The sequence below is a fragment of the Candidatus Caldatribacterium sp. SIUC1 genome (assembly GCF_051549785.1).
GTDB lineage: Bacteria > Atribacterota > Atribacteria > Atribacterales > Caldatribacteriaceae > Caldatribacterium.
In genome coordinates this window covers 1,214,212-1,235,484 of sequence record NZ_CP189974.1, presented here as the reverse complement: position 1 = coordinate 1,235,484, position 21,273 = coordinate 1,214,212, and the positions used below count along the sequence as shown (strand labels likewise).

Annotated in this window: 21 protein-coding genes, 2 tRNA genes and 1 riboswitch; of the genes, 3 read left to right on the top strand and 20 right to left on the bottom strand. The window is 57.5% G+C overall.

Going from position 1 to position 21,273, the window contains the following annotated elements:
- Positions 1-128 precede the first annotated feature (128 nt).
- The 4 genes from ACP6EK_RS06435 to ACP6EK_RS06420 form a co-directional block, all read right to left on the bottom strand.
- On the bottom strand, positions 129-428 hold the full coding sequence (locus tag ACP6EK_RS06435; RefSeq protein ID WP_438314296.1) for a hypothetical protein: 300 nt from the start codon (positions 426-428) through the stop codon (positions 129-131).
- A 116-nt stretch (positions 429-544) separates the two neighbouring features.
- Positions 545-621: transfer RNA gene (locus tag ACP6EK_RS06430), tRNA-Arg, on the bottom strand.
- 58 nt (positions 622-679) lie between these two features.
- Positions 680-1,975: a phosphomethylpyrimidine synthase ThiC gene (gene thiC, locus ACP6EK_RS06425; RefSeq protein WP_438314293.1), complete on the bottom strand. Its 1,296-nt coding sequence runs from the start codon at positions 1,973-1,975 to the stop codon at positions 680-682.
- Complete coding sequence (locus tag ACP6EK_RS06420; protein WP_438314291.1) at positions 1,972-2,766, bottom strand: sulfide-dependent adenosine diphosphate thiazole synthase; 795 nt, start codon at positions 2,764-2,766, stop codon at positions 1,972-1,974. Before ACP6EK_RS06420 ends, thiC begins: the two co-directional genes overlap by 4 nt.
- A gap of 57 nt (positions 2,767-2,823) precedes the next feature.
- Positions 2,824-2,934, bottom strand: a riboswitch (TPP riboswitch).
- Positions 2,935-3,040: 106 nt separating this feature from the next.
- Between ACP6EK_RS06420 and ACP6EK_RS06415 the strand changes: the two genes are divergently transcribed.
- Positions 3,041-3,117, top strand: a tRNA-Lys gene (locus ACP6EK_RS06415).
- 81 nt (positions 3,118-3,198) lie between these two features.
- On the opposite strand, the gene ACP6EK_RS06410 is transcribed toward ACP6EK_RS06415, so the two are convergent.
- Together ACP6EK_RS06410 and ACP6EK_RS06405 are read right to left on the bottom strand one after the other, a co-directional pair.
- Positions 3,199-3,345, bottom strand: coding sequence for a hypothetical protein (locus tag ACP6EK_RS06410; RefSeq protein WP_438314289.1), 147 nt, complete (start codon positions 3,343-3,345; stop codon positions 3,199-3,201).
- Between the two features lie 20 nt (positions 3,346-3,365).
- On the bottom strand, positions 3,366-4,817 hold the full coding sequence (locus tag ACP6EK_RS06405) for a glucuronate isomerase (protein WP_438314286.1): 1,452 nt from the start codon (positions 4,815-4,817) through the stop codon (positions 3,366-3,368).
- A gap of 369 nt (positions 4,818-5,186) precedes the next feature.
- Between ACP6EK_RS06405 and ACP6EK_RS06400 the strand changes: the two genes are divergently transcribed.
- On the top strand, positions 5,187-5,339 hold the full coding sequence (locus tag ACP6EK_RS06400; protein WP_438314283.1) for a hypothetical protein: 153 nt from the start codon (positions 5,187-5,189) through the stop codon (positions 5,337-5,339).
- Between the two features lie 110 nt (positions 5,340-5,449).
- Here the strand turns inward: ACP6EK_RS06400 and ACP6EK_RS06395 are convergent, their stop codons facing one another.
- The gene (locus ACP6EK_RS06395) at positions 5,450-6,406 is read right to left on the bottom strand and encodes a WD40 repeat domain-containing protein (RefSeq protein ID WP_438314280.1); all 957 of its coding nucleotides are present in this window, start codon (positions 6,404-6,406) and stop codon (positions 5,450-5,452) included.
- Positions 6,407-6,992: 586 nt separating this feature from the next.
- On the opposite strand from ACP6EK_RS06395, the gene ACP6EK_RS06390 reads away from it, so the two are divergent.
- A complete protein-coding gene (locus tag ACP6EK_RS06390; RefSeq protein WP_438314278.1) occupies positions 6,993-7,223 on the top strand; it encodes a hypothetical protein in 231 nt (76 codons plus the stop codon).
- Between the two features lie 9 nt (positions 7,224-7,232).
- Here the strand turns inward: ACP6EK_RS06390 and ACP6EK_RS06385 are convergent, their stop codons facing one another.
- The 13 genes from ACP6EK_RS06385 to ACP6EK_RS06325 all read right to left on the bottom strand — a co-directional run bounded on the left by ACP6EK_RS06385 (position 7,233) and on the right by ACP6EK_RS06325 (position 21,261).
- Positions 7,233-7,688, bottom strand: coding sequence for a prepilin peptidase (locus ACP6EK_RS06385; protein ID WP_438314275.1), 456 nt, complete (start codon positions 7,686-7,688; stop codon positions 7,233-7,235).
- A 572-nt stretch (positions 7,689-8,260) separates the two neighbouring features.
- Positions 8,261-8,698, bottom strand: a complete 438-nt coding sequence (locus tag ACP6EK_RS06380) for a type II secretion system protein (RefSeq protein ID WP_438314273.1) — start codon at positions 8,696-8,698, stop codon at positions 8,261-8,263.
- A gap of 67 nt (positions 8,699-8,765) precedes the next feature.
- Positions 8,766-8,930 carry a hypothetical protein gene (locus tag ACP6EK_RS06375; RefSeq protein WP_438314270.1) on the bottom strand — a complete coding sequence of 55 codons (165 nt, stop codon included), beginning with the start codon at positions 8,928-8,930 and terminating at the stop codon, positions 8,766-8,768.
- 6 nt (positions 8,931-8,936) lie between these two features.
- The gene (locus ACP6EK_RS06370; RefSeq protein WP_438314267.1) at positions 8,937-10,166 is read right to left on the bottom strand and encodes a type II secretion system F family protein; all 1,230 of its coding nucleotides are present in this window, start codon (positions 10,164-10,166) and stop codon (positions 8,937-8,939) included.
- On the bottom strand, positions 10,166-11,233 hold the full coding sequence (locus ACP6EK_RS06365) for a type IV pilus twitching motility protein PilT (protein WP_438314264.1): 1,068 nt from the start codon (positions 11,231-11,233) through the stop codon (positions 10,166-10,168). The genes ACP6EK_RS06370 and ACP6EK_RS06365 overlap by 1 nt, the downstream gene beginning before the upstream one ends.
- A gap of 62 nt (positions 11,234-11,295) precedes the next feature.
- A complete protein-coding gene (gene pilB, locus ACP6EK_RS06360) occupies positions 11,296-13,002 on the bottom strand; it encodes a type IV-A pilus assembly ATPase PilB (RefSeq protein WP_438314262.1) in 1,707 nt (568 codons plus the stop codon).
- A 2-nt stretch (positions 13,003-13,004) separates the two neighbouring features.
- Positions 13,005-13,859 carry a shikimate dehydrogenase gene (gene aroE / locus ACP6EK_RS06355; RefSeq protein ID WP_438314259.1) on the bottom strand — a complete coding sequence of 285 codons (855 nt, stop codon included), beginning with the start codon at positions 13,857-13,859 and terminating at the stop codon, positions 13,005-13,007.
- On the bottom strand, positions 13,852-14,358 hold the full coding sequence (locus ACP6EK_RS06350) for a YqeG family HAD IIIA-type phosphatase (RefSeq protein WP_438314253.1): 507 nt from the start codon (positions 14,356-14,358) through the stop codon (positions 13,852-13,854). Before ACP6EK_RS06350 ends, aroE begins: the two co-directional genes overlap by 8 nt.
- Complete coding sequence (gene mltG, locus ACP6EK_RS06345; protein WP_438314251.1) at positions 14,355-15,320, bottom strand: endolytic transglycosylase MltG; 966 nt, start codon at positions 15,318-15,320, stop codon at positions 14,355-14,357. The genes ACP6EK_RS06350 and mltG overlap by 4 nt, the downstream gene beginning before the upstream one ends.
- Positions 15,317-15,727: a Holliday junction resolvase RuvX gene (ruvX, locus tag ACP6EK_RS06340; RefSeq protein WP_438314248.1), complete on the bottom strand. Its 411-nt coding sequence runs from the start codon at positions 15,725-15,727 to the stop codon at positions 15,317-15,319. The genes mltG and ruvX overlap by 4 nt, the downstream gene beginning before the upstream one ends.
- The gene (gene alaS / locus ACP6EK_RS06335; protein ID WP_438314245.1) at positions 15,705-18,338 is read right to left on the bottom strand and encodes an alanine--tRNA ligase; all 2,634 of its coding nucleotides are present in this window, start codon (positions 18,336-18,338) and stop codon (positions 15,705-15,707) included. The genes ruvX and alaS overlap by 23 nt, the downstream gene beginning before the upstream one ends.
- The gene (locus ACP6EK_RS06330; protein ID WP_438314242.1) at positions 18,335-19,315 is read right to left on the bottom strand and encodes an ExsB family protein; all 981 of its coding nucleotides are present in this window, start codon (positions 19,313-19,315) and stop codon (positions 18,335-18,337) included. The genes alaS and ACP6EK_RS06330 overlap by 4 nt, the downstream gene beginning before the upstream one ends.
- Positions 19,316-19,323: 8 nt before the next feature.
- A complete protein-coding gene (locus tag ACP6EK_RS06325; RefSeq protein ID WP_438314239.1) occupies positions 19,324-21,261 on the bottom strand; it encodes a S1 RNA-binding domain-containing protein in 1,938 nt (645 codons plus the stop codon).
- Positions 21,262-21,273 lie beyond the last annotated feature (12 nt).

Sequence of the window (21,273 nt, the reverse complement as noted above, 5' to 3'; positions counted from 1 at the left end):
ACCAGTAGCCCGGTGAAGCAATCCGGAAAAACACGTTGAACTGGGGAAGAGCCGCAGCATCAGGGCGCGTATCCGTAAGCAGGCAACGTAGGAAGAAGCTGTCCTCCCATGAATACTCTGGACAAGCTTCAGAAAAGACCTGGAATAAAGAGGCTCAGGCGAGAGGATACAAATCCTGCAGTGTCTGCCACCCACTGGGCTTGCCCATTCCGTCTCCGCGCCCGTCCCTTCATCGGTGGACTCACTGGCGCCATTTCCTTCTCTCCGAGCACAGGGCATTGGGGAAGCAGTGGAAGAGAGCGAAAGACGTGTTCCCTGTAGTCCCGGATAGTGCGGGGAGCGCGCCCCTCCGCTTTCTTCTCAAAGAGGAAGAGCTCAAGCAGGGCTTCAACGCTCCGTGCATGGTGGAGCTTGACGACTTTACCCACAGAACCCACCCCCGAAAGCGAGCTCCGCTAAGGCCATCGGACTCGGGGGAAAGGAGAGGGAAGATCGGGAGAAAAGCAGATGGCGAGAGCCCCGGAAGAAGCGAAAAAGAACCTCCTGGCGCGCCCGGCGGGAATCGAACCCACAACCTACGGATTAGAAGTCCGTTGCTCTGTCCTGTTGAGCTACGGGCGCTTGATTGTAATTTTACTCGCCTTCAAAGCGTCACGCAATAGGTCCAAAAACACTTCTCTCAGCACCTCACACCGGTTTTTCCCAGATACCTCTCCACAAGACGCATGGCACAGAAGCTCCCACACATCGAACAGGTTTCTTCAAAGGCCACGTTGCGTTCCCTCCGGTATCGTTCTGCCTTCACAGGATCCAGAGCCAGGGCAATCTGTTTCTCCCAGTCCAGGGCCTTTCGGGCCTCGCTCATTGCCCTGTCCCACTCCCAGGCTCCAGGAATCCCCTTGACAAGGTCTGCCACGTGAGCCGCAAGACGGGCGGCAATAACTCCTTCCCGCACATCCTCTACAGTGGGTAATCCCAGGTGCTCAGCAGGGGTAACGACACAGATGAAATCGGCTCCGGAAGATGCCGCCAGCGCCCCTCCTATGGCCGCCGCAATATGGTCGTAACCTGGCGCCACATCGGTCACGATGGGCCCCAGAACATAGAAAGGAGCACCATGACACAGACGCTTTTCAAGGAGCACATTAGCCTCCACGGCTTCAAGGGGCACATGACCAGGACCTTCAACCATGACCTGCACTCCTGCCTCCCGGGCCCGGTCAACAAGCTCTCCAAGGATGAGGAGTTCCTGAATTTGAGCCCGATCGGTGGCATCAGAGAGACAACCGGGCCGGAAACCGTCACCGAGGCTCAGAGTGACGTCGAAGCGGCGGGCGATTTCCAGCAGACGATCGTACTCAGCGTACAGAGGGTTTTCCTTTTCGTGGTAGAGCATCCATCCGACCAAGATGGACCCGCCCCGGCTCACGATATCGGCAATCCGCCCTTCCCGCCTCAAGCGCTCCACCACCTCCAGGGTCACACCACAGTGTACGGTCATGAAATCAACACCGTCTGCAGCCTGCTCCTCAATGACCCGGAAAAGGTCGGAGACCGTAAACTCTACAATGCTTCCGTGCTCATCCTGGGCTTCTGAAGCAACCTGGTACACGGGCACCGTCCCAACCGGTACCGGTGAGGCAGAAAGGATACGGCGCCGGCACTCCCGAACCCCAACGGTGCTTAAGTCCATAACGGTGTCTGCACCGGCTTCAAGCGCCACTCTGAGCTTCTCCAGTTCCGCTTCAATACTGGGACGGGAGGGGGAAGTACCGATGTTGGCATTGACCTTGGTCCTCAGGCCCCGGCCAATGCCGCAGGGGTTGAGGTGAGGACGGCGGTTGTTTGCAAGAATCACCACAGTCCCTTCGGCTATTCGCTTCCGGAGAACCTCAGGGTCTATCCCTTCTTTTTTGGCCACAAACCCCATCTCAGGGGTTATCTCTCCCCGACGTGCCGCTTCAAGCTGGGTCATTTCGACACCTCCTCTCTCATCCCCCTCAGGTACTCATCGATGAGGCGGGCGGCTTTTTTGCCCGAAAGGAGCATCCCTCCAAAAATCGGTCCCATACGGTACCCTCCTGCCACGTTGTTTGCCGCCATACCTGCCACGAAAAGGCCTGGAGCGACCATGCGGGTGTTCGCCACAACGTCTTCTTCACCCTTTTCTGCGTTCATAAAGGACTCCCTGACAAGGCTCAGGCCCGTGCGTCGACTGTAGAGGGTAACGAGCACCGCCTCGTGCCCCGTGGCATCGAGGACGGCTAAAGCCCTAAGGACCATGGGGTCCACATGGAGTCCTTCCATTTCGATGGCACTCTGGTTCACCACCACCCCTGTGACGCGCTCTCCCGTCACATGGAGGTCAACGGCAGTCATGAGGTTCAAGAGCTTCACTCGGGGATGGGCAGAAGCCCGAGCGATGAGTTTGCTGGCAAAAAGCGGTGCAGAAACCACAAGGGCATTTTCGTCTTCCTCAAAGGGAATCTCGGCTTCCTTGAGAATTCCTACAACATCCTTCTGAAGAACAACTTTGTTGCAACCCATGGCACCGCCCCATATGCCGCCTCCGGGGGCGAGTCTGCGGTCAAGCACTGTCACCCGGTATCCCTCATCGGCCAGGGTAAAAGCACAGACAAGACCCGAAGGACCGGCACCAACCACAACGACGTCAGAGTTCACCGCCTCGATGAGGTCCTGGAAATAGTGTTTCAGAATGATTCTACTCACCTTCTCATCAGGAACAGGATTCGAGAACGCTCTCACAGCAACCACCTCCAGAAAGCCCGGGATAAAAAAAGCCACCTGCCAGGTCGGCAAGTGGCTCAAAACTCACCAACTCCCTCCGCTGGCATTACCCAGATCAGGTTCAAAGGGTCGAGAGCTTGCGCTCTCCTCTCAGCCCCGCGTTATGGAGCTCCCCCGGTTCCGTATGCACTTTGAGAGCATTATACCAGAAAAGAGCTGGTGATTTCCACCGGGCTTTTCGAAAACCCCTTGACACTTCGTACTCCTCATAGTATATTCTACCTTGCCTGGTGGGCCGTTAGCTCAATTTGGCAGAGCAACTGACTCTTAATCAGTGGGTTGCAGGTTCAAGTCCTGCACGGCCTACCAGAAACTCCCTGAAACCAGGCCTTTTGGCTACCTGCTCACCCCGAGGAGCCCCGCTTTGACAGCAGTTTGACAACAACGCCATCAGAAAACCTCCTTGAAGATGTACCGGAGCCCCTCCGTGTTCACCTTGCCGAGCTTAGGGATAACCTTGCCGCAAGTGTTCACGGCAACGCCCGGGCATCCCTCTTCTACTACCCCGGCAGAGAAAGAAGAAAACAGGCCGGGCATTCCCCCAAAAAAGCCCAAGGCTACTGCGAAAGCATCTCTTCCAGGCCAAAAATCCGGACCGAGTTGCGGTACATGAGGGATTCCACGAGGAACACAGCACCCTGGCGGGAAATCTGGCCCTCGGCGAGGAGCTTCCCCACCACCCGACAAATCATCCGGTCAAAGACCTCGAACCTGCTTCCTTCCGAGAGAATCTTTCGCCCATCGGCCACCGGCCCTCCCATGGAGGTAAGAAGCGAGGAATTCGCCACTTCCAGGAGGGCCTGTTCAATGAGGTGAGGAGCATCGTTGAACCACCAGGGGAAACCCGTGTGCACCCCGGGGAAAGCCCGCTCTAAAGCGATGTTCACGTGGAGACACTCGTGGTTCATGGCGTAGAGCACAAGGGGAGACTCGTCCTTGCTTTTCCCGCTGAAAAACCGGGAAAGGAGGGGCCGGAGGTTTTCCACAACCTTGACACCATCAAGCGTCACATCGCCTCCGGTGTCACTCCCCCACCGGGCGTAGAGGTAATCATTGGCGTTCCTGAGTACTCCATAGTGAATCTGAGTCACCATGCGGTGTTCCCGGTTCATTTCGCAGAAGCGGTGCATCATATAGGAGATGAAGTCCCGCACCTCCGGAGAGCGAGGGGCAAAGCGTTCGCCCTTCTCATACGCCCGGATGAAGATTTCCTCCACCCTCTTTTCCTCCACCTCAAGCCCAAAGGGCTCAAGAAGCCCATGGTCGCTCGCACGGGCCCCCAGAGAGGCAAAATACGCGTGGCGTTTGCGCAGGGCCTCCACAAGACCCTGGAGGGTGGTATCCTCACCAGTGAGTGCACAGAGTCGCTCAACGTTTTCCTTCCACTTCCTGTCGAAAATGTTGCAGTATACATCGGGACGAAAAGTGGGGAGAAAGATTACATCGGGAATAATCTCCTTCGCCATTCTGTGGTACACGAGGTCATCGGCAGGGTCGTCGGTGGTGCACAAGAGCCTGCCACCCATTCGCCGGAGGAGTTCCTGCGGAAGCATCTCCTCTCGCTGCAGAGCTTCTTCCGTTACCCTGAAGATATGCTCTGCCGTATCCGGACCAAGGCGCTCCTCAAGGCCAAAAACTCTCCTGAGGTCAAGGTGCAACCACTGGTGCACATGGTTCCCCTCGAGATAGGGAAAGACTCTCCCCAGGACCATCCACTTCTCAAAATCGGAGAGAGCAAGGTCGTAGGCCAGGTCATGAGAGAAAGGTGGGAACTTCGCTGCAAGCTGCAGCAGGTAGTGGTCACGATTCCCGTAGCGCTCATCCACCACCTCTGCTTTCCAGATGTTCACCAAAGACCGGTTCTCACAAATCTGCTGGAGGCTCAGATGGGTGTGGACATCGACAATGCCACAAGTCTTCCGAAAAGGCAAGGCAACCTCCCGGTAGAGCCATACGGCCTCTTTCGTGGTGAGCAACCACTCCAGTCCCAGGAAATCTCTATCAGCCAAAAGAGCGAGACCTCCTTTCAGGACTTTCTGGAGGACATTCTACCATGACTATCCTCCAGTCCTTTTCATCGTTCTGGCCCTTATGCTCATTCGTTACCCAAGACTCACCCAGACTATCCGATTTTGGAAAGAATACGTCGTGATTCTACCCTACAAGCTCTTCAAAGAGGTACCGACAGGAAGACGACATAACCCTTCTTTATGAAGTCCTGAAAGAAGCCGACGGCTCTGTATTACCTGACCGCGCAGACCAAGCTCTTCCTGGACCGGCTCTTTGCGCTCTTCGGCCCTAATCTCGAATGTACCCTCCCCCGGGGGAAAAGAGCCGTCCTTGCGTACTCTCAGGGTGGAGGAAACAATCCCAAGGCGATGGAGTCTCTGGCAAGGTTCCCCCGGGAGGCTTTGAACGTAGAGGTTGTGGGGATTGTGAGTGGCAATGGACGCAACGTTCCTGGCGCGGTGAGGGAACGTAAGGACCTCCTCAGTCGGGCTTTCGAGCTTGAGAAAAGCCTCGTGGAGTAGAAACTACGTGAGGATTCTTCGGCACTCAAGGCCCAGGCCACCATCAACACACCGTAGCATAGCACCCAAGAGGCAACGAGCACCTTCCGCCGGAACTCTACAGGGATCCTCTAAGGCTTCAGCCATCCCCCATCGGGAATACTATACAGAAGCACCGTGCCGTCCTCGGCACCGGAGGCCAGGAACTCCCCACCAGGGGAGAAGCACACCGCCGTGACCGCACCGGAACGGCCTGAGAGACTCACCACCCCCTCCCCCTGAAGCGCCTGCAGCTGCAGCTGGCCATCCCGTGAGCCTGAAGCAAGGGCCACTCCATCAGGAGAAAAGGCTATTGACGTCACCCAGTCACGGTGACTTTCAAGAATCCTTAAGGAACCTGCAACTCCGGTTTCCCAGAGCCACAGCGACCCGTCATCAAGCCCTGTCGCAAAATACTCTCCATCCGGTGCAAAGGCCGCCGCCGTTACTCTGGCATCGTTAGAGAAAACAAACACCGGGTTCCCTTGCGTCCAGTCCCAGAGCACCGCCGTTGTATCGAGGCTGCCGGAAAGGAGAAACTTCCCATCAGGGGTAAAGTCCAGAGCTACCACCCAGCTACTGTGGCCTTCAAGGGTCCTCACGAGATTCCCCGTGCCCACATCCCAGAGCCGCACTGTGGTATCGTCAGAACCCGAGGCCAGAAATGCTCCGTCAGGAGTAAAGGCCACAGACCGCACCCAGTTTGTGTGTCCCCCGAGCACCCGAAGGAGCTCCCCCGTTGCCACATTCCAGAGCTCCACGTTCTTCTCCGACCCCAGGGCAAGAAGCGCCCCATTAGGAGAAAGGGCCATGCAGTTCACGAAACCGGTTTGCGCCCGGATGGAACGCACCTCCCTGAGGGTGGGAACCTCAAAGAAGCGCACGCCGAGTACCACACCCACCGCAAGCTCACCTCCTGAGGTAAACCCAAGCCCCTTGACGTACCCCACATCGACCTGAGCGACCGGCGCCTTTGCGCCGGCTCCACCGGTTACAGCCACGAGGAACAGAAAAAGCAGTAGAACCGCGCCGTCCTTTCGGGACACCATACTCTCCCCTCCTCACGATGTGTTTGGCTCATTCTACCAGAAGCGCACCGGGGCGTCATCCTGAATGCGCCAAAGCTACCGCTCCCGGCGTGAAACAGGGCACTGCAGGGGGTTCGAAACGACGCTCCGTCACAGGGTTCTCTGCCGCGGTAAGGCCCTGATTCTTCTGCAGGGTAATTTTTGCCCTTTGGGGGACTTGACTTTGCGCCCAAAATACCGGCTCGCCACTCTGTTCCTTGCCCCCACGAGGTTGCCGTTTCGCTTCCGAAGCGGTTTCCTTCCTCTTCCCGGAAATATGGGACTGGTTCGTTGCTTTGCTCCTCGCCCCCTTTTTTGTCCCTGCAAGCTCGTCCTTTCGTCTGCGAGGCAGTCTCTTCCCCTACCCGTGGCAATACGAGACTGCTTTGTCGCTTCGCTCCTTGCAGTGACAAAACACAGAGCGTTTCGCACGAAAGACAGAAAAGCATTCCCGGAAAAACAAAAGGAACGGGGCAATTGCACCATTTGGGTTACCCCGGGGTCCTGTAGCCTCCTTTAAGAGGCGTGAATGCCACCAGACGGCCAGGCCTTACGGCGGGGAGGCTCTGTGGCGGAAAGTCTTTCGGTGGCAGGAGAGAATCCCCGGGAGAAAGTACTTCGGGTTTCTGGAAGACTCAAGGAACTCTATAAGGGACACCGGGAAAGGCCACTCCTTTTGAAGGTTCCACCAGTCATTTCGAGGAAAGGGCTCGTCCCGGGCTCAGGTTCCCTGGAGAAGGAGGCGCCTGTGCGGATACTGGGGCTGGGGATAACCCCCTGCATCCACGTTCTTCTGTGAAGGAGGAGGTCACGGGAAAAACACTTCGAAGTACCAGGAGAGCATCCGCTCACCGAAAAAGAGGCCGAGCAGAGCCCCCAGGGCTAAAAAGGGGCCAAAGGGCAGGGGGTCTTTGAGGGCCTTCCTGCGCAAAACTACAAGCACCATCCCCACAAGGCCCCCAGAGAGAAAGGCGAGAAAGGCGGAAAGAACACCAAGCCGAAACCCCAGAAAAAGCCCGATGCCTCCGGCAAGCTTCACGTCCCCAAAGCCCATGCCTTTAGGGAAGAAGAGGTGGAGGAGAAAGAAAAACCCGAAAAGGGCAAGGAACCCGGAGAGGGAGGACATATAACTCCCCTCAAGGACCATCTTCAGTGCCCCAAGCCCGAAAAGCGCAATAACCAGGGGGTCGGGGATGCGGAAGCTCCGGAGGTCAATGAAGGCGATGACGAGGAGAATGGCGAGAAAAGGAAGGGTAAAAAGCATTACGAAAGCAGCCTCCCTGCTTTTGTCTCCTGAAGTATCCTCCAGAACGCCCGTGGCATAAAAAGCTCTCAGCAATCTTTCAGGAAAAACCCTGTACCACGACGTTCATCTTTTTTGAGTATACCATGGGTTTTTGCAAACACCCCACAGAAGACCGGGCGAGAGTGTGCTTTTCCCCGATACCGACCCCGGAGTGGTTTCCGTCCAGCCGCCGTACGCCTTCAACGAGGGACCCGAATCCCGCAGCCGGAAAAAGTCCAGACGCCCGTAACTCGGAAGGGCCCCTTTGATGGCCAGCTACGGAGCCGATGAGTCCACCGCATGAGGTGTTTCAGGAAGGTGCAAGCTTCAACATCGACCGCAGGAAATTCTAAAGGTTTGCGCTGAGACCTTCCTGAACCCGCACGTCACACCCTGAGAAAGCTCTCGGCTCTTCCAGCTGGCCGCACCGGTCCACTGGGAAAACCCCTCTAGCCCTGAAAACTCAGGGCTCAAACGTCCAGCGGGAAAAGCTCAAAACACCCCGGGCCCAGGAAGAACCAGGCCCGGAGTAGCAGATTATTGGGTTCACATCATTGCGTCGATGACGGTTGTGGTGACCCCTGTTCCTCCTCTACTATAATCCCGCTCTCTTTGACATAGTACTTATAGGTTTTCCCGCCGATGGTATACGTGTTGGGATCCTCAATCTTGTAGCCGGTATCTGTCTTCTCGTACGTGTACGAGTTTCCCTTGGGTGGCTTTGGCGGAGTGGGGACATAATCTTTAATAGCATCCCAGAAAGCCTGGTTATTCGCCGGAAGTTCGGCAGACCGCTCTGTAAGGTACAGCTCCAGGGCAGTCGCCAGGTTGTGGAGGTTGGCCTTGGTGGCTGCTGCGGCTCCCTGCTCCCGAGCCGTCATGTACCTTGGAATCGCTATGGCAAGCAGGAATCCCAGAATCGCCACGACCACGATAAGCTCAATCAGCGTGAAACCCTCTTCTCTTTTCCTCTTCCGCACGTTCGCCATGGATGTTCACCTCCCGGTCTCTCAACCTTTATGATGAATTTTTATGCCAAATTTCCCCTCCCTGAAATCACCTCCCCTCACAGGGACGGAATCCCAAAAACTCTTTCCCTGAGCGGTGGAAGTCCACCCTCACAGGACTTCGAGATTCCTCAAAACAGTACGCAATACCCGGGGCAGAACGACGCCTGCATACACCCAGGACTCTCAGGACGCCCAGGGAAGTTCCGCGCATATCCTCTCACATCCCCCCAAAACCTTTAGACGCGACCTCGAAAATGGGCAAGAAGAACGCCAAAGCCACGAAGAAGACCCCAGCACCAATCAGGAGGGTGAGGATGGGCTCGATGGTTGCGGAAAGCCTCCCCACGAAGATGGCGATTTCCTTGTCGTAGAGCTCGGTGACCTTGGAAAGGGTGAGCTCGAGGTTCCCCGACTCCTCCCCTACGCTCACCATCTGGAGCACAAAGGGCGGGAAGAACGGGTGCTCAGAAAGGCTCTGGGTGAGGTTCTTCCCCCGGCGGATGCTCTCGGCGACTTTTTCGAGAATCTCCTGAAGGTACGTATCCCCCACCGCACTCCCCGTAACCTCCAGGGCCTGGACGACGGGCATGCCGCTTCGGACAAGCGAATTGAATACCCAGGCAAAGCGGGAGAGGATGAGCTTGCGGAAAAGCTGTCCGAAGAGGGGCAGGCGGTGCCGTCGCTCGTCCCAGAACCTCCGGCCCTTTGGGGAGTTCACGTAGAGGACAAAGAGGAGTAGCCCGCCGAGAAGCCCCCCATAGATGACGTACCAGTTGGCGTTCACAAAACGGATGAGGGAGAGCATGATCTGTGTGGGCAGGGGCAAAGCGATATTGAAGCCCTCAAAAAGGAGCAGAAACTGAGGAAAGACGAAGTACACGAGGAAGAAAGAAGCCGCAATCATGGCCACAACAAGAATTATGGGGTAGTACAGGGCCGACTGGATTTTGTCCCGCAGGTCCTTTTCCCATTCAAGGTAGTCCGCAAGCCGCCCCAGGGTCCAGTCGAGGTTCCCTCCTGCCTCTCCAGATTGGACCATACCGAGGACTACCCGGTTGAAGACCTTAGGGTATTCGGCGAGAGCCCGGGAGAGCGAAAACCCTCGTTCCACAAGACTCGCCACCTCGGCGATGACCCGGGAAAAGTACGGATTTTCCGTCTGCTGGGAAAGGCTCCTCAGGGCCGAAAGGAGTGGAACTCCGGCTTCAAGCATCACCGAAAGCCCCCGCACAAAGGCGGCCATCTCCTGGAGCTTCACCCGTTTGGTCTCAAAGAGAGAACGGGAGGGTTCCCTCTTTGCCGCAAGGGGCTTCTCCTCCTCAATGGAGGTCACGAAAAGCCCCCGCTCCCTGAGGCTCAGGACTGCTTCCCGGATTCCCGGAGCCTCCACTCTTCCTGAAAAGACGCCGCCGCTTCTGTCACGGGCTTTGTACACGTAGGCCGGCATCAGAATCGATTCCTCCAGGTCGCAAATTCTTTCTGGTCGATGGCCCGGGAGTAGGCCTCCTCCCAGGTAACAAAACCCCTCTTGTAGAGCTCAAAGAGGGCCCGGTCCATGGTGACCATCCCCTCGCCAAATGAAGCCTGCATGATGGTGTACAGCTGGTGGCTTTTGCCTTCCCGGATGAGGTTACGGATGGCGGTGTTCGCTATCATCACTTCCACCGCAGGAATCCTCCCCTTCCCGTCAGCGCGGGGAAGGAGCTGCTGGGCGATGATGCCCTGGATGCATCCGGCAAGCTGCACCCGGACCTGGGTCTGCTGGTGTGGGGGGAAAACGTCGACAATTCGGTCGACGGTCTGGGGGGCGTTGTTGGTGTGGAGGGTGGCGAAAACCAGGTGCCCTGTTTCGGCCGCCTGGAGGGCAATGGCGATGGTCTCAAGACTGCGCATCTCCCCTACGAGAATCACATCGGGGTCCTCCCGCAGGGCGTGGATGAGGGCACTCTCAAAGGAGGGGGTATCGGTCCCCACTTCCCGCTGGTTGATGATGCTCTTTTTGTGGGTGTGGAGGTACTCGATGGGGTCCTCAATGGTCACGATGTGGCAGGAACGGGTGGTGTTGATGTACTCAATCATCGAGGCCAGGGTCGTGGATTTGCCGCTTCCTGTGGGGCCGGTCACAAGCACAAGCCCCCGGGGAAGAGCAGCAAGGCGCTCCAAGGCATCCTTGGGAAGATGGAGCTCGTCCATCGTGGGGATACGGTAGCTCAGCGCCCGGATGGCAAGACCACAGGACCCCCGCTGGCGGTAGACGTTCACCCGGAAGCGGCCAAGGTCCGGAATGCCCACCGAGAAATCGAGCTCCAGGTTCTGCAGGAACTCCGCCCACCGCTTTTCTCCCGCCAGCGTCTGGGCAAAGCACTCAGTATCCTGGGGTTTCAAAGATGGACCCTCAAGGGGGACAAGGGACCCGTGAATGCGAAGGGTTGGGGGAATCCCCACGGTGAGATGGAGGTCTGAGGCATTCCGGTTCACCGTTTCCCGAAGGAGCTCGAAAATATCCCAGGCCATGGTTTTCCCTTCCACTTCAGGATATCGGCAAAAAGTTCGAGAACTTTAGCCCCGTCTTTTCTTCACACCCTTGCTGTGACCCGGTACATCTCTTCAAGCGTCGTTACGCCCCGGAGGACCTTGCGGATAGCGTTCTCCCGAAGCGTCCTCATCCCCTTTTCACAGGCTCTCTCGGTGATTTCTCTCTCTGTGGCATTCCGGAGTACCAGCGCCCGGAGGTCATCGTCCATGACGAGGACCTCGCTCACGGCGATTCGCCCCCGGTACCCCGTCTTGTTGCACTCCGGGCACCCTTTTCCCCGGAAAAGGACAAGGTGGTCCTCCTTTCCCCCGGTGAGCTCCCGAGCAATGGGTCCCCGGACCTCAAACTCCACCTTGCAACGCTCGCAGACTTTCCGCACCAGGCGCTGGGCCACAACCCCAATGAGGGCCGAGGCAATGAGGTAGGAGGGAATCCCCATCTCCTGGAGCCGTACCAGGGCCCCTGCGGCGGTGTTCGTGTGGAGGGTGGAGAAAACGAGGTGCCCGGTTAAAGCAGCGTGGATGGCAATCTCCGCCGTTTCGTAGTCCCGGATTTCCCCCACCATGATGACGTCAGGGTCCTGGCGCATGATGGCCCGGAGGGTATTGGCGAAGGTGAGGCCGATTTTGGGACGGACCTGGACCTGGTTGATACCCGGCAGGCGGTACTCCACCGGGTCTTCGATGGTGATGATGTTGAGGTCAGGCTTATTAATGAAGTTGAGGGCAGAATAGAGCGTCGTGGTCTTGCCGCTCCCTGTGGGGCCGGTGAGGAGAATCATCCCGTAGGGGTGCTGGATGAGGCGGTAGAACTTCTCAAGGTCCTCCTCTTCAAAGCCCAGACGGTCAAGATCAAGAAGAAGCGCGGATTTATCAAGAATCCGCATGACGATTTTCTCACCGAAAATGGTGGGAAGGGACGAAACCCGGAAATCCACGGTCCGGTTGTCGACGGTCACCTGGAAGCGACCGTCCTGAGGGAGACGGCGCTCGGCGATGTTCATCCGGGAGAGAATCTTGATGCGGGAGACAAGCGCCGGATGTACCTGAATGGAGGTGGAGGTGATATCGTGGAGAATCCCGTCAATCCGGAAACGGATGCGCACCTGGTCTTCCTGGGGCTCGATGTGGATGTCGCTTGCCCCAGAGCGAATGGCCTGGAGAATGAGCATGTTGACCACCCGGATGATGGGAGCCTCTTCCCCGAGGGCCTTGAGCTGGTCGATTTTGAGCTCTTCCTCTTCCTCAGGAAGGACTAAGCTCTCCTGGGTCTCCGCCTCCCTGATGAGCTCCTCCACCGACTCCCCTATGCCGTAGTAGGCGTTGAGGACCTTTTCGATGTCCTGGGGAGAGGCCATCACCGGTTTCACTTCTTTTTTCGTCATGAGCCGCACCCGGTCAATGGCCACAACGTCCACGGGATTAGCCATGGCAAGAATCAGAGCGTTTTTCTCCTCTCCGACGGGGACAACCTGGTGCTGGCGGCAGAATTTCTCAGGAAGCAGGGTCACTACCCGAGGGTCAATGACGTAACTGTCGAGATCCACATAGGGGATGCCCAGTTGTTCCGCCAGGGCCTCGTACACTTCCTTGCTCTCCACAAGGCCCATCCTCTGGAGGACTTCCCCGAGCTTCTCTCCGGTTTTTCTCTGCTCCTCAAGCGCTCTTTCAAGCTGCTCTGGGGTAATCGTGTACTTTGCCAGAAGAATCTCTCCAAGCCTTCTGGGGCGAAAAGCGCGGTCCTCCATACTTACCCCCCAGAAAGTGCCTCTTCCATAATCGAAAAAGGAGCCGGAACTCCTGTGAAGAGGGAGAAACTCCGAGCTCCCTGGTAGAGGAGCATGCGCTTGCCGTCAAAGCTCTTGAGGCCCCGCTTTTTCGCCTCCCGCACAAGAGGCGTCCCCTCTCTGTGGTACACCACATCACAGACCACCTCAAGAGATGGGAGAAACTCCCAGGGAACCGGAAGCATCTCCCCGGAAAGCCCAAGAGCGGTCGCATTTATTATACCACTCACGGACTGCAGCTTGAGGACCGTACCCCCGCAAAGACCCCGGTCCCCCATCCACTCGAGGACCTCACAGGAAAGCCCGAGGGCTTCTCTTCCCCAGCAGGCTAAAGCCTCGGCCCGGCTCTTCGTGCGGTTCGTGATGAGGACTTTTCCGGCGCCTTTTCTGGCAAGGACGAAAAGGATGGAGCGGGCCGTTCCCCCTGCCCCGAAAAGCAGAAAGGTCTTCCCCCGAACCTCAACCCCTTCTTCTTCGAGGCTCTTCTCAAAACCATAGACGTCGGTGTTGTAGCCCAGGAATTTCCCTTGCCGCTCTACCACGGCGTTCACCGAACGGAGGAGCTCCGCTTCGCCCTCAAGGGCGTCAAGGAAGGGGCATATGGCCTCCTTGTGGGGAACGGTGACGTTGAAGCCCAAAACCCCCAGAACCCGGAAGGCCCGGACAGCTTCTTCGAGCCGATCTTCTGGGATATCAAAGGCAAGGTACACGAAAGGGAGGCGAAGATGCTGCAGCGCGGCATTCTGGAACACTGGGGACAGGGAATGGGCCACGGGATGTCCGATGAGGGCAAGGAGCTTCGTCGAGGCGCTAATCATGGGGATTGAACCTCCGGAGAATCCACCGCTCGACGATTCTTCCAAGGCGCGTCGTAACAAACTCGCGCCGGGAAATCGGTCGAACGAGGATAGTGTAGAGCCCCAGGCGGTTTCCCCCGAAAACATCTGTAAATACCTGGTCCCCGATGACGGCGACTTCACTCCGGGAAAGACCGAGTTCCTGCAGCGCCGCCCGGAAAGCTCCCCGGCGGGGCTTCTGGGCTTTCGAAATCCCGGGAATGGCAAGGAGCCTCGAGAAATAGGTCACCCGCTCCTTGAGAGCGTTGGATACGATGCAGATGGCAAACCCCTGGGATTTCGCCTTCTCCACCCACCGGAGGACGCGTTCCTCAAGGTCATAGGCATTCCAGGCTACCAGGGTATTGTCAAGGTCCACGATGAGCCCGTGAATACCCAGGCCCTTGAGTTCCTCAAGGTCAATTTCCCAAAGGTCGTTCACGAAGAGTCTGGGGAAAAACCACTGCCAGAGACTCCTCACGGGGCACCTCGTTTGTTCTTCAGGTGTTCCTCGTACGTCCGGGCAAAGGCGTGCTTTCCGTCCTCCTGGAGGACGAAGTAGAGATAATCCGTCTGCGCCGGCTCAAGGACCGCCCGGATAGCGTCAAGACCAGGGTTGCAGATGGCATGGGGCGGAAGCCCCTCATGGAGGTAGGTGTTGAAGGGGGAGGGGAAGGCAAGGTCTTCTTCCCAAAGCGATGTGACGCTCGCACCCTTTTCCTTTTTGAGGGCATACACCACCGTTGCGCAGGACTGCAGGCGCATATTCTTCCGCAGACGGTTCAGGAATACCGAGGCCACAAGAGGCTTTTCCTCCCGCAGACGTGCCTCCTTCTCCACAATGGAGGCAAGGACGATGCTCTCATGGAGCAAGGCCTCCTTCCCGGAAAAGAGGGGAAGAACGAGCTCCTCAAAACGGTCAAGCTGCAGGGCGATGACCTCAGAAGGAGGTGTGGGAACCTGGAGGAAGTAGGTGTCGGGGAAGAGGAACCCCTCAAGGCTCTTTGCCCCAAAAAGCCAGGGTCGGGCAAAGTACTCAGGATGTGCCACAAAAGCAAGGTACTCCTCCTTCCTGCACACCCCGAGGTGCTCGAGGACCTCGGCCATCTGTTCTGCGGTGAAGCCTTCAGGAAAGGTCACCCGAACCCGTGGCGGACCCTGGGAGAGGAGGCGTACAACCGAAGCCACCGGCATGCCCGGCCACAGGCGGTACTGCCCGGCGATGGGAGTGGTCTTTCGGGAAAGCAGGGCGAAGACCAGGAAACGAAAGGACGAGGTGATGCCCTCCTTTTCGAGGAGATGAGCAACGCCAGAAAGCGACGTACCCTTCGGGATGACAACGTCTTTTGGTGCCCCAAGGGAGTGGTCGAAGAAAAAGGCAAAGTCCACGAATACCCACCCAAGGAGCACCAAAGCCACAAGCAGAACAATCCAGGACCTCATACCCTCTCCCTCGCAAGGTACGTCTCGAGGATGAGACAGGCAGCAATTGTATCGACGAGGCGTTTCCTCTTTGCCCGGCTCGTATCAAGGTCAAGGAGGTGGCGTTCAGCTTCCTTCGTGGAAAAACGCTCATCAATAAGGACCACTTCTCCGGGGAAATGTTGTCGGAGTTCTGCGGCGAAGCCCTCCAGGGCCTCAGCCTCCTTTCCCTTTGTGCCGTCGGTGCGGATGGGAAAACCGAGGACGATGGTGTCGATACAGCATTCCCGGGCAAGGGCAAGGATACGGGCAACGTCGTCCTTCCCTTTCCGGGGGAGAATCCGATAGGGAAAAGCGAGTCCCGTCCCCCAGTTCATGGCAATGCCAATGCGCTTTTCCCCCACATCAAGGGCCATGACCCGCTTCATGGGCTTTCAGGAACTCTTCAAGGTACTTCAGAAACTCTCCCCAGCGGGATCTCGGGATTCCCCCAAACTGGGCGAAATGGGGCTTCCCTCCTCCACCCCCTCCAATGGTCCTGGAGACTTCCCGCAGGAACGCTCCGAGGTTCGTTCCTCCCCCAAGCCCCACTCCGGCGATGATGCCCTTTACCTTCTCCCCCTCGGCCGTCCCCAGGGCGATGGCACCCCGGGAGAGTGCACCGCGCAGGACATCGGCAACTTCCCGCAAAAGCTCAAGGTCCAGGCCATCCTCAAAAAGGTGGGCAAAAAGCAGTGACCCCTGGGGCATTTTTTCAAGTCTTTCCTGGAGCTCCCGGAGGATACGCTCTTTCCTTTCCCGGGCAAGGAATTTCCGGAGATTTCTGTTCTCTTCAAGGAGCTCCTCAAGCGTCCTCAGAAGGTGAGCTTCCTCGACATTGAGAAGTCCCCGCACCCCCTGCAGGACCTTCCGGGAGGCACGGAGCATCTCAAGCGCCCTCCACCCTGCCACAGCCTCAATGCGCCGGATACCGGCACCAATGCTTGACTCTGAGAGAATCACAAATGCCAGAGCCTCACTGGTTCGCCTGAGGTGTGTCCCTCCACAGAGCTCTGCCGTGTAATCCCCCACCCGGACAATCCGTACCGGAAACTCGTACTTCTCCCCAAAGAGGGCCACCACGCCGCGTTTCTGGGCTTCTTCAAGGGAACTGAAACTCACGTACACCGGGAGGTCCTCGGCGATTTTCTCGTTGACCCTTCTCTCCACCGCTTCAAGCTCCTCATCGCTTAAGGGAGCAAAATGGGTAAAGTCGAAGCGAAGGCTCTCCTCCCCCACAAAGGACCCCGCCTGCTTCACCTGCTCTCCAAGAACCTCCCGCAGGGCCCGGTGGAGAAGGTGTGTGACCGTGTGGTGGGTTTCAAGACCCCGGCGACGCTTCTCGTTGACAAGCGCCTTCCCCCGTTCACCCACCTTGACCCTCCCCTCCCGGACGATCCCCCGGTGTACGGAAAGGGCTGCCGAGGGACCGCTGACCTGGAGGACCTCCACCGTTCCCGAGGGCGTCACAAACCACCCGGTATCCCACTCCTGCCCGCCCTTCTCTGCATAGAAAGGCGTGACGTCGAGCACAAAGAGCACCTCCGCACCCTGGGAAGCCTCAGGAATGAGCTCATTGCCATCAGAGAGGGCAAGGAGCACGCTCTCTGCAGAAAGACGGTCGTACCCTACGAAGGTAGAACGAAAGCCGGAAAAGAGCTCCTCTTCCCTTTTCTGCCCCTTGAGGCCAGAGAATCTCTCCTCCTGGGCTTTCCGGGCACGGGTTCTCTGGCGTTCCATCTCTTCCTCGAACTCCTCCTGAGAGAAGGAAAATCCCTCTTCTCTCAGCACCTCCTGGGTAAAGTCAAGGGGCAGGCCATAGGTATCGTAGAGCTTGAAGATTTCCCGGCCTGAGATCGTTCTTGCGTTCTTTGCCCTGGCCTCTTCAAGGAGCTCTTCAAGACGGGCAAACCCAAGGGCAAGGGTGTCCTCAAAGCGCTTCTCTTCCTGGAAGACGACCTGGGCAATGGTCGTTTCGTTTCTTCGGAGCTCCGGGTACACATCGCCCATGAGCTCCACAACCCGGAAGGCAAGTTCATGCAGGAAAGGCTTCACAAGGCCAATTCTTTTCCCAAAACGGTGGGCTCGACGGATGAGCCGCCGCAGGACGTATCCTCGCCCCTCATTGGCCGGATACACTCCGTCGGCAATGAGGAAGGCCACTGCACGGGAATGGTCAGCAACGAGGCGGAAGACGGGTTTTTCCTTTTCATAAGGAACCCCGCTCAACCCCTCAAGCGACCGGATAAGGGGAAGGAAGAGGTCTGTCTCGAAGTTGGATTCCACCTTTTGCACCACGGCGCTAATGCGCTCAAGACCCATGCCAGTATCGATGTTCTTGCTCGGAAGCTCCCGTAAAGTCCCATCGGACTGGCGATCGAACTCCATGAAGACGAGATTCCAGACCTCGAGGAACCGGTCGCAATCACACCCTGGGCGGCAGGTTTCCTTCCCGCAACCCCGCTCTTTCCCGGTGTCGTAGTAAATCTCCGAGCAGTACCCGCAGGGCCCCACCGGCCCTGAAGCCCAGAAGTTGTCTTCATCTCCGAGAAAAACGATTTTCTCCTCCGGAAGCCCAACGATATCCCTCCAGATGCGAAAGGCCTCCTCATCCTTCTCGTGCACCGAAACCGAAAGACGTTCCACTGGAAGGCAGAGTTCTTCCGTGAGGAACTCCCAGGCCCACTGGCAGGCCTCTTTCTTGAAGTAGTCCCCAAAGGAGAAGTTGCCGAGCATCTCGAAGAAGGTGTGGTGCCTTGGGGTATAGCCGACCTTCTCTAAGTCGCTCACCCGGACGCATTTCTGGACCGTGCAGACCCGCCGGAAGCTCGGCTTCACCTGGCCAAGGAAGATGGGCTTGAAAGGCACCATGCCGGCAATGGTGAGAAGGAGTGTCGGATCTTGAGGGATAAGCGAAGCACTGGGCAGAACCTCATGACCCCGGTTCCTGAAAAAGGCAAGGAAGAGATTCCGGATGTCCCTGCTTGAGTACACGGTCATCGCTCCTTTACGACGTCCACAACGTGAAAGGTTCGCAACCGCCGGTTGGTGGAGGGGAGGAAAATACACTGCACAGGGAGGGCGAATTCCGGCTGTATCCTCCCCCGCGCAAGCCAGAATCGGGAGAGCTCGTTGCGGTAAATGCCGGGATTGGCCCGGACCACAAGCCGCAGGGGTCCATCCACAAGGATTACCCGGGAAAGGGAAGGAAGGGTCGAAAGGCTCTCAAGAATCCTGGTCCTTAGAGGCTCTCCAGGCAGAGGGGACACGTTCACCAGGGCGATGTTCTCTCGCAAGGGGCCCACGACGGTGACGTTGGCAAGGTCTCTTACATACCCTGCCTCGTCGAGCACCTCAAGAAGGCGTTCGTTGGCCTCCACCACCGCCTGACCGTGGAAGGAGGGAGAGGCCAGGGGTTTCAAGAGGTGTTTGAGGAAACACCCTTCCCGGACGGCATGTTCTCCGATCCGGCGGATGGGGATACCGAGAAACGCCGCTAAAGCGGCAATTTCTTCCTTTCCCAGGTCAAAGAGCGGCGAAAAAGTCCCCCTGAGGAACTTCACCCCCCGGTTGCCCCAGCTGTCGCTTTTGTTGGCCCCACCAAGAATGAGCGTACCTTCCCCGAAATGCTCCCGAATGCGGGCGAGTTTCGCTCTTTTTGTGCAGAGGTTACAGGAGGGACCACCCTTTGCCACCTCTTCAAGCACGCTCTGGCCGGGGAGCATGATGTGCTCCACCCCAAAGTGCTCCACGAGGAAGCGGATGTTTTCACGAGCCTTCCGGGGGAGATACGGCCCCCAGTCAACGGTGCAGGAAACGACGTTTCTCCGTCCCAGAGCCTCGCAGGCCAAAAAAAGCGTAACGGTGCTGTCCATCCCTCCCGAAAAGGCCACAACGGTTTGCCGAAAGCAAGAAGCCACTTCCCGGATTTCTTCAATGATGGCGCGGGCAAGGGCAGAAAGAGCCGGTTTTTCCAACGGGACGTTCATTTTTTCAGGTTGTTCAGAATGGTTGCCAGTTTCTCCCCAATGACGTCCCCAAGGGTGATTTTTCCTTCCTGAGTCTGTTCTTTGCGGGCTTTCTCCTCTTCCTCCCGCAGCGCCTGCTTGATGCTCAGGCCAATCTTCCGCTCAGCATCGTCGAGCTTGATGACCTTGACCTTGACGATGTCACCCTCTTTGAGAACCTCCTGGGGAGAACTGATGCGTTCCTCGGCGATTTCCGAGATGTGCACGAGACCATCCCAGCCCTCCTCAAGCTCCACGAAGGCGCCAAAATCCACCAGTCGGACAACCTTCCCCTCATGGATACTCCCCAGAGGATACCGGGTTTTGATGATTTCCCAGGGATCCGGGAGGAGTGCCTTGCGGCTCACCACAATGCGTTGCTCTTCCGGCTTGAACTCGATAATCTTCAGCGAAACCGTCTGCCCTTTTTTGAAGACCTGACTGGGGTGCTTCACCGGCTCCCAGGCGATTTCAGAAAGGGGAAGCAGGGCTTCAATCTCAGGGGCAAGCTCCACAAAGGCACCGAAGTTCATGAGGCGCTGAATCTTCCCCTCGACGATGTCCCCAACCTGCCACCTCGTCTGCGCCTCTTCCCAGGGATTGGGACGAAGCGCCCGCAAGCTCAGGGTGAGCTGCCGGCTTTCCCGGTCAATGGCGAGAACCTTGGCTTCCACAAGCTGGTTCCGCCGCACCACGTCGTTCACCCGGGTAACCCGCTTCCAGGAGAGCTCCTCAAGGGGGATACGACCCTCAACGCCCTCCTCCACCTCAACCAGCGCTCCCCTGGTGCTCACCTTGTTCACCCGGACGCGGACGGTGCTTCCCACGGGATACTTCTCCTCGATGTTCTCCCAAGGATCAGGGAAAATCTGCTTGAGACCGAGGGAAATGCGACGCCGCTCAGGGTCAATTTCGAGAACCTTGGCCTCCACAATATCGCCGACCCTCACCACTTCCCGGGGATGCTTCACATACCCCCAGGAGAGGTCCGAAATGTGGATGAGCCCCTCCACGCCCTCTTCAATCTCTACAAACACTCCGAACTCCTTCAAGGAGACGACCTTCCCCTTGACGACGTCGCCAACCTTCACTTCCTGGACGAAGCGCTCCCACGGATCAGGAGTGAGGCGTTTCAGGCTGAGGCTGATTTCCTCTTTCTCTGGATCCCAGGCGATGACCTTGACCTCGATTTCGTCACCCTTTTTGAAGAGGTCCTCGAGTTTGCCGACTTTGCCCCAGGAAACCTCGGAGATATGCAAAAGCCCGTCAATGCCTCCGAGGTCCACAAAGACCCCGAAATTGGTGATGTTCTTCACAACGCCCTTTCGAACCTGACCGACCTCAAGCGAGGCGATGGTCTCCTGGCGGCGGCGGGCGAGTTCCTCTTCAATCACCGCCCGGCGAGAAACAATGACGTTGCGGGTCTTGCGGTCGGCCTCGATGACCTTCACCTGAATCGACTGGTTGATGAGCTCGTCGAGATTCCGGGGAACGACGTCAACGCAGGAAGCGGGAAGGAAAGCGTTCACCCCAACGTCCACAATGAGCCCACCTTTGACCTTTCGCTTGACCTTTGCCGTGAGAACCTTCCCCTGGTCCCTGCTCTCCTCTATGTCAATCCAGGCACCCTGGTAACGGGCCTGTTCCCGTGAAAGCCATACATACCCCTGATCGTCGATGCGGGTCACCATGACCCAGATTTCCTCTCCCTCTTCGAGATCGTGCTCCACCTCACCTTCCCTCCCTTGAGCCCGTTCCCGGAGAGGGAGAATGCCCTCAGCTTTATAGTTGATGTTCACGAAGTAGCCTTCGTCACCCTTTTTAATGACCTTTCCCTTGATGAGGTCTCCGGGTCGCACCATGCGGATTTGTTCGAGGTTTTCGTGGAGCAGCTCCATGGCTTTCTCGTTTTCCACACCCAACACACT

Bases quoted from the DNA above. Each gene is read 5' to 3' on its own strand.
- thiC (WP_438314293.1), bottom strand. From the start codon at position 1,975: ATGACCCAGCTTGAAGCGGCACGTCGGGGAGAGATAACCCCTGAGATG.
- ACP6EK_RS06410 (WP_438314289.1), bottom strand. From the start codon at position 3,345: ATGCCCGGCCTGTTTTCTTCTTTCTCTGCCGGGGTAGTAGAAGAGGGA.
- ACP6EK_RS06400 (WP_438314283.1), top strand. From the start codon at position 5,187: ATGGAGTCTCTGGCAAGGTTCCCCCGGGAGGCTTTGAACGTAGAGGTT.
- ACP6EK_RS06395 (WP_438314280.1), bottom strand. From the start codon at position 6,406: ATGGTGTCCCGAAAGGACGGCGCGGTTCTACTGCTTTTTCTGTTCCTC.
- ACP6EK_RS06385 (WP_438314275.1), bottom strand. From the start codon at position 7,688: ATGCTTTTTACCCTTCCTTTTCTCGCCATTCTCCTCGTCATCGCCTTC.
- ACP6EK_RS06380 (WP_438314273.1), bottom strand. From the start codon at position 8,698: ATGGCGAACGTGCGGAAGAGGAAAAGAGAAGAGGGTTTCACGCTGATT.
- ACP6EK_RS06375 (WP_438314270.1), bottom strand. From the start codon at position 8,930: ATGCGCGGAACTTCCCTGGGCGTCCTGAGAGTCCTGGGTGTATGCAGG.
- ACP6EK_RS06370 (WP_438314267.1), bottom strand. From the start codon at position 10,166: ATGCCGGCCTACGTGTACAAAGCCCGTGACAGAAGCGGCGGCGTCTTT.
- ACP6EK_RS06365 (WP_438314264.1), bottom strand. From the start codon at position 11,233: ATGGCCTGGGATATTTTCGAGCTCCTTCGGGAAACGGTGAACCGGAAT.
- pilB (WP_438314262.1), bottom strand. From the start codon at position 13,002: ATGGAGGACCGCGCTTTTCGCCCCAGAAGGCTTGGAGAGATTCTTCTG.
- aroE (WP_438314259.1), bottom strand. From the start codon at position 13,859: ATGATTAGCGCCTCGACGAAGCTCCTTGCCCTCATCGGACATCCCGTG.
- mltG (WP_438314251.1), bottom strand. From the start codon at position 15,320: ATGAGGTCCTGGATTGTTCTGCTTGTGGCTTTGGTGCTCCTTGGGTGG.
- ruvX (WP_438314248.1), bottom strand. From the start codon at position 15,727: ATGAAGCGGGTCATGGCCCTTGATGTGGGGGAAAAGCGCATTGGCATT.
- alaS (WP_438314245.1), bottom strand. From the start codon at position 18,338: ATGACCGTGTACTCAAGCAGGGACATCCGGAATCTCTTCCTTGCCTTT.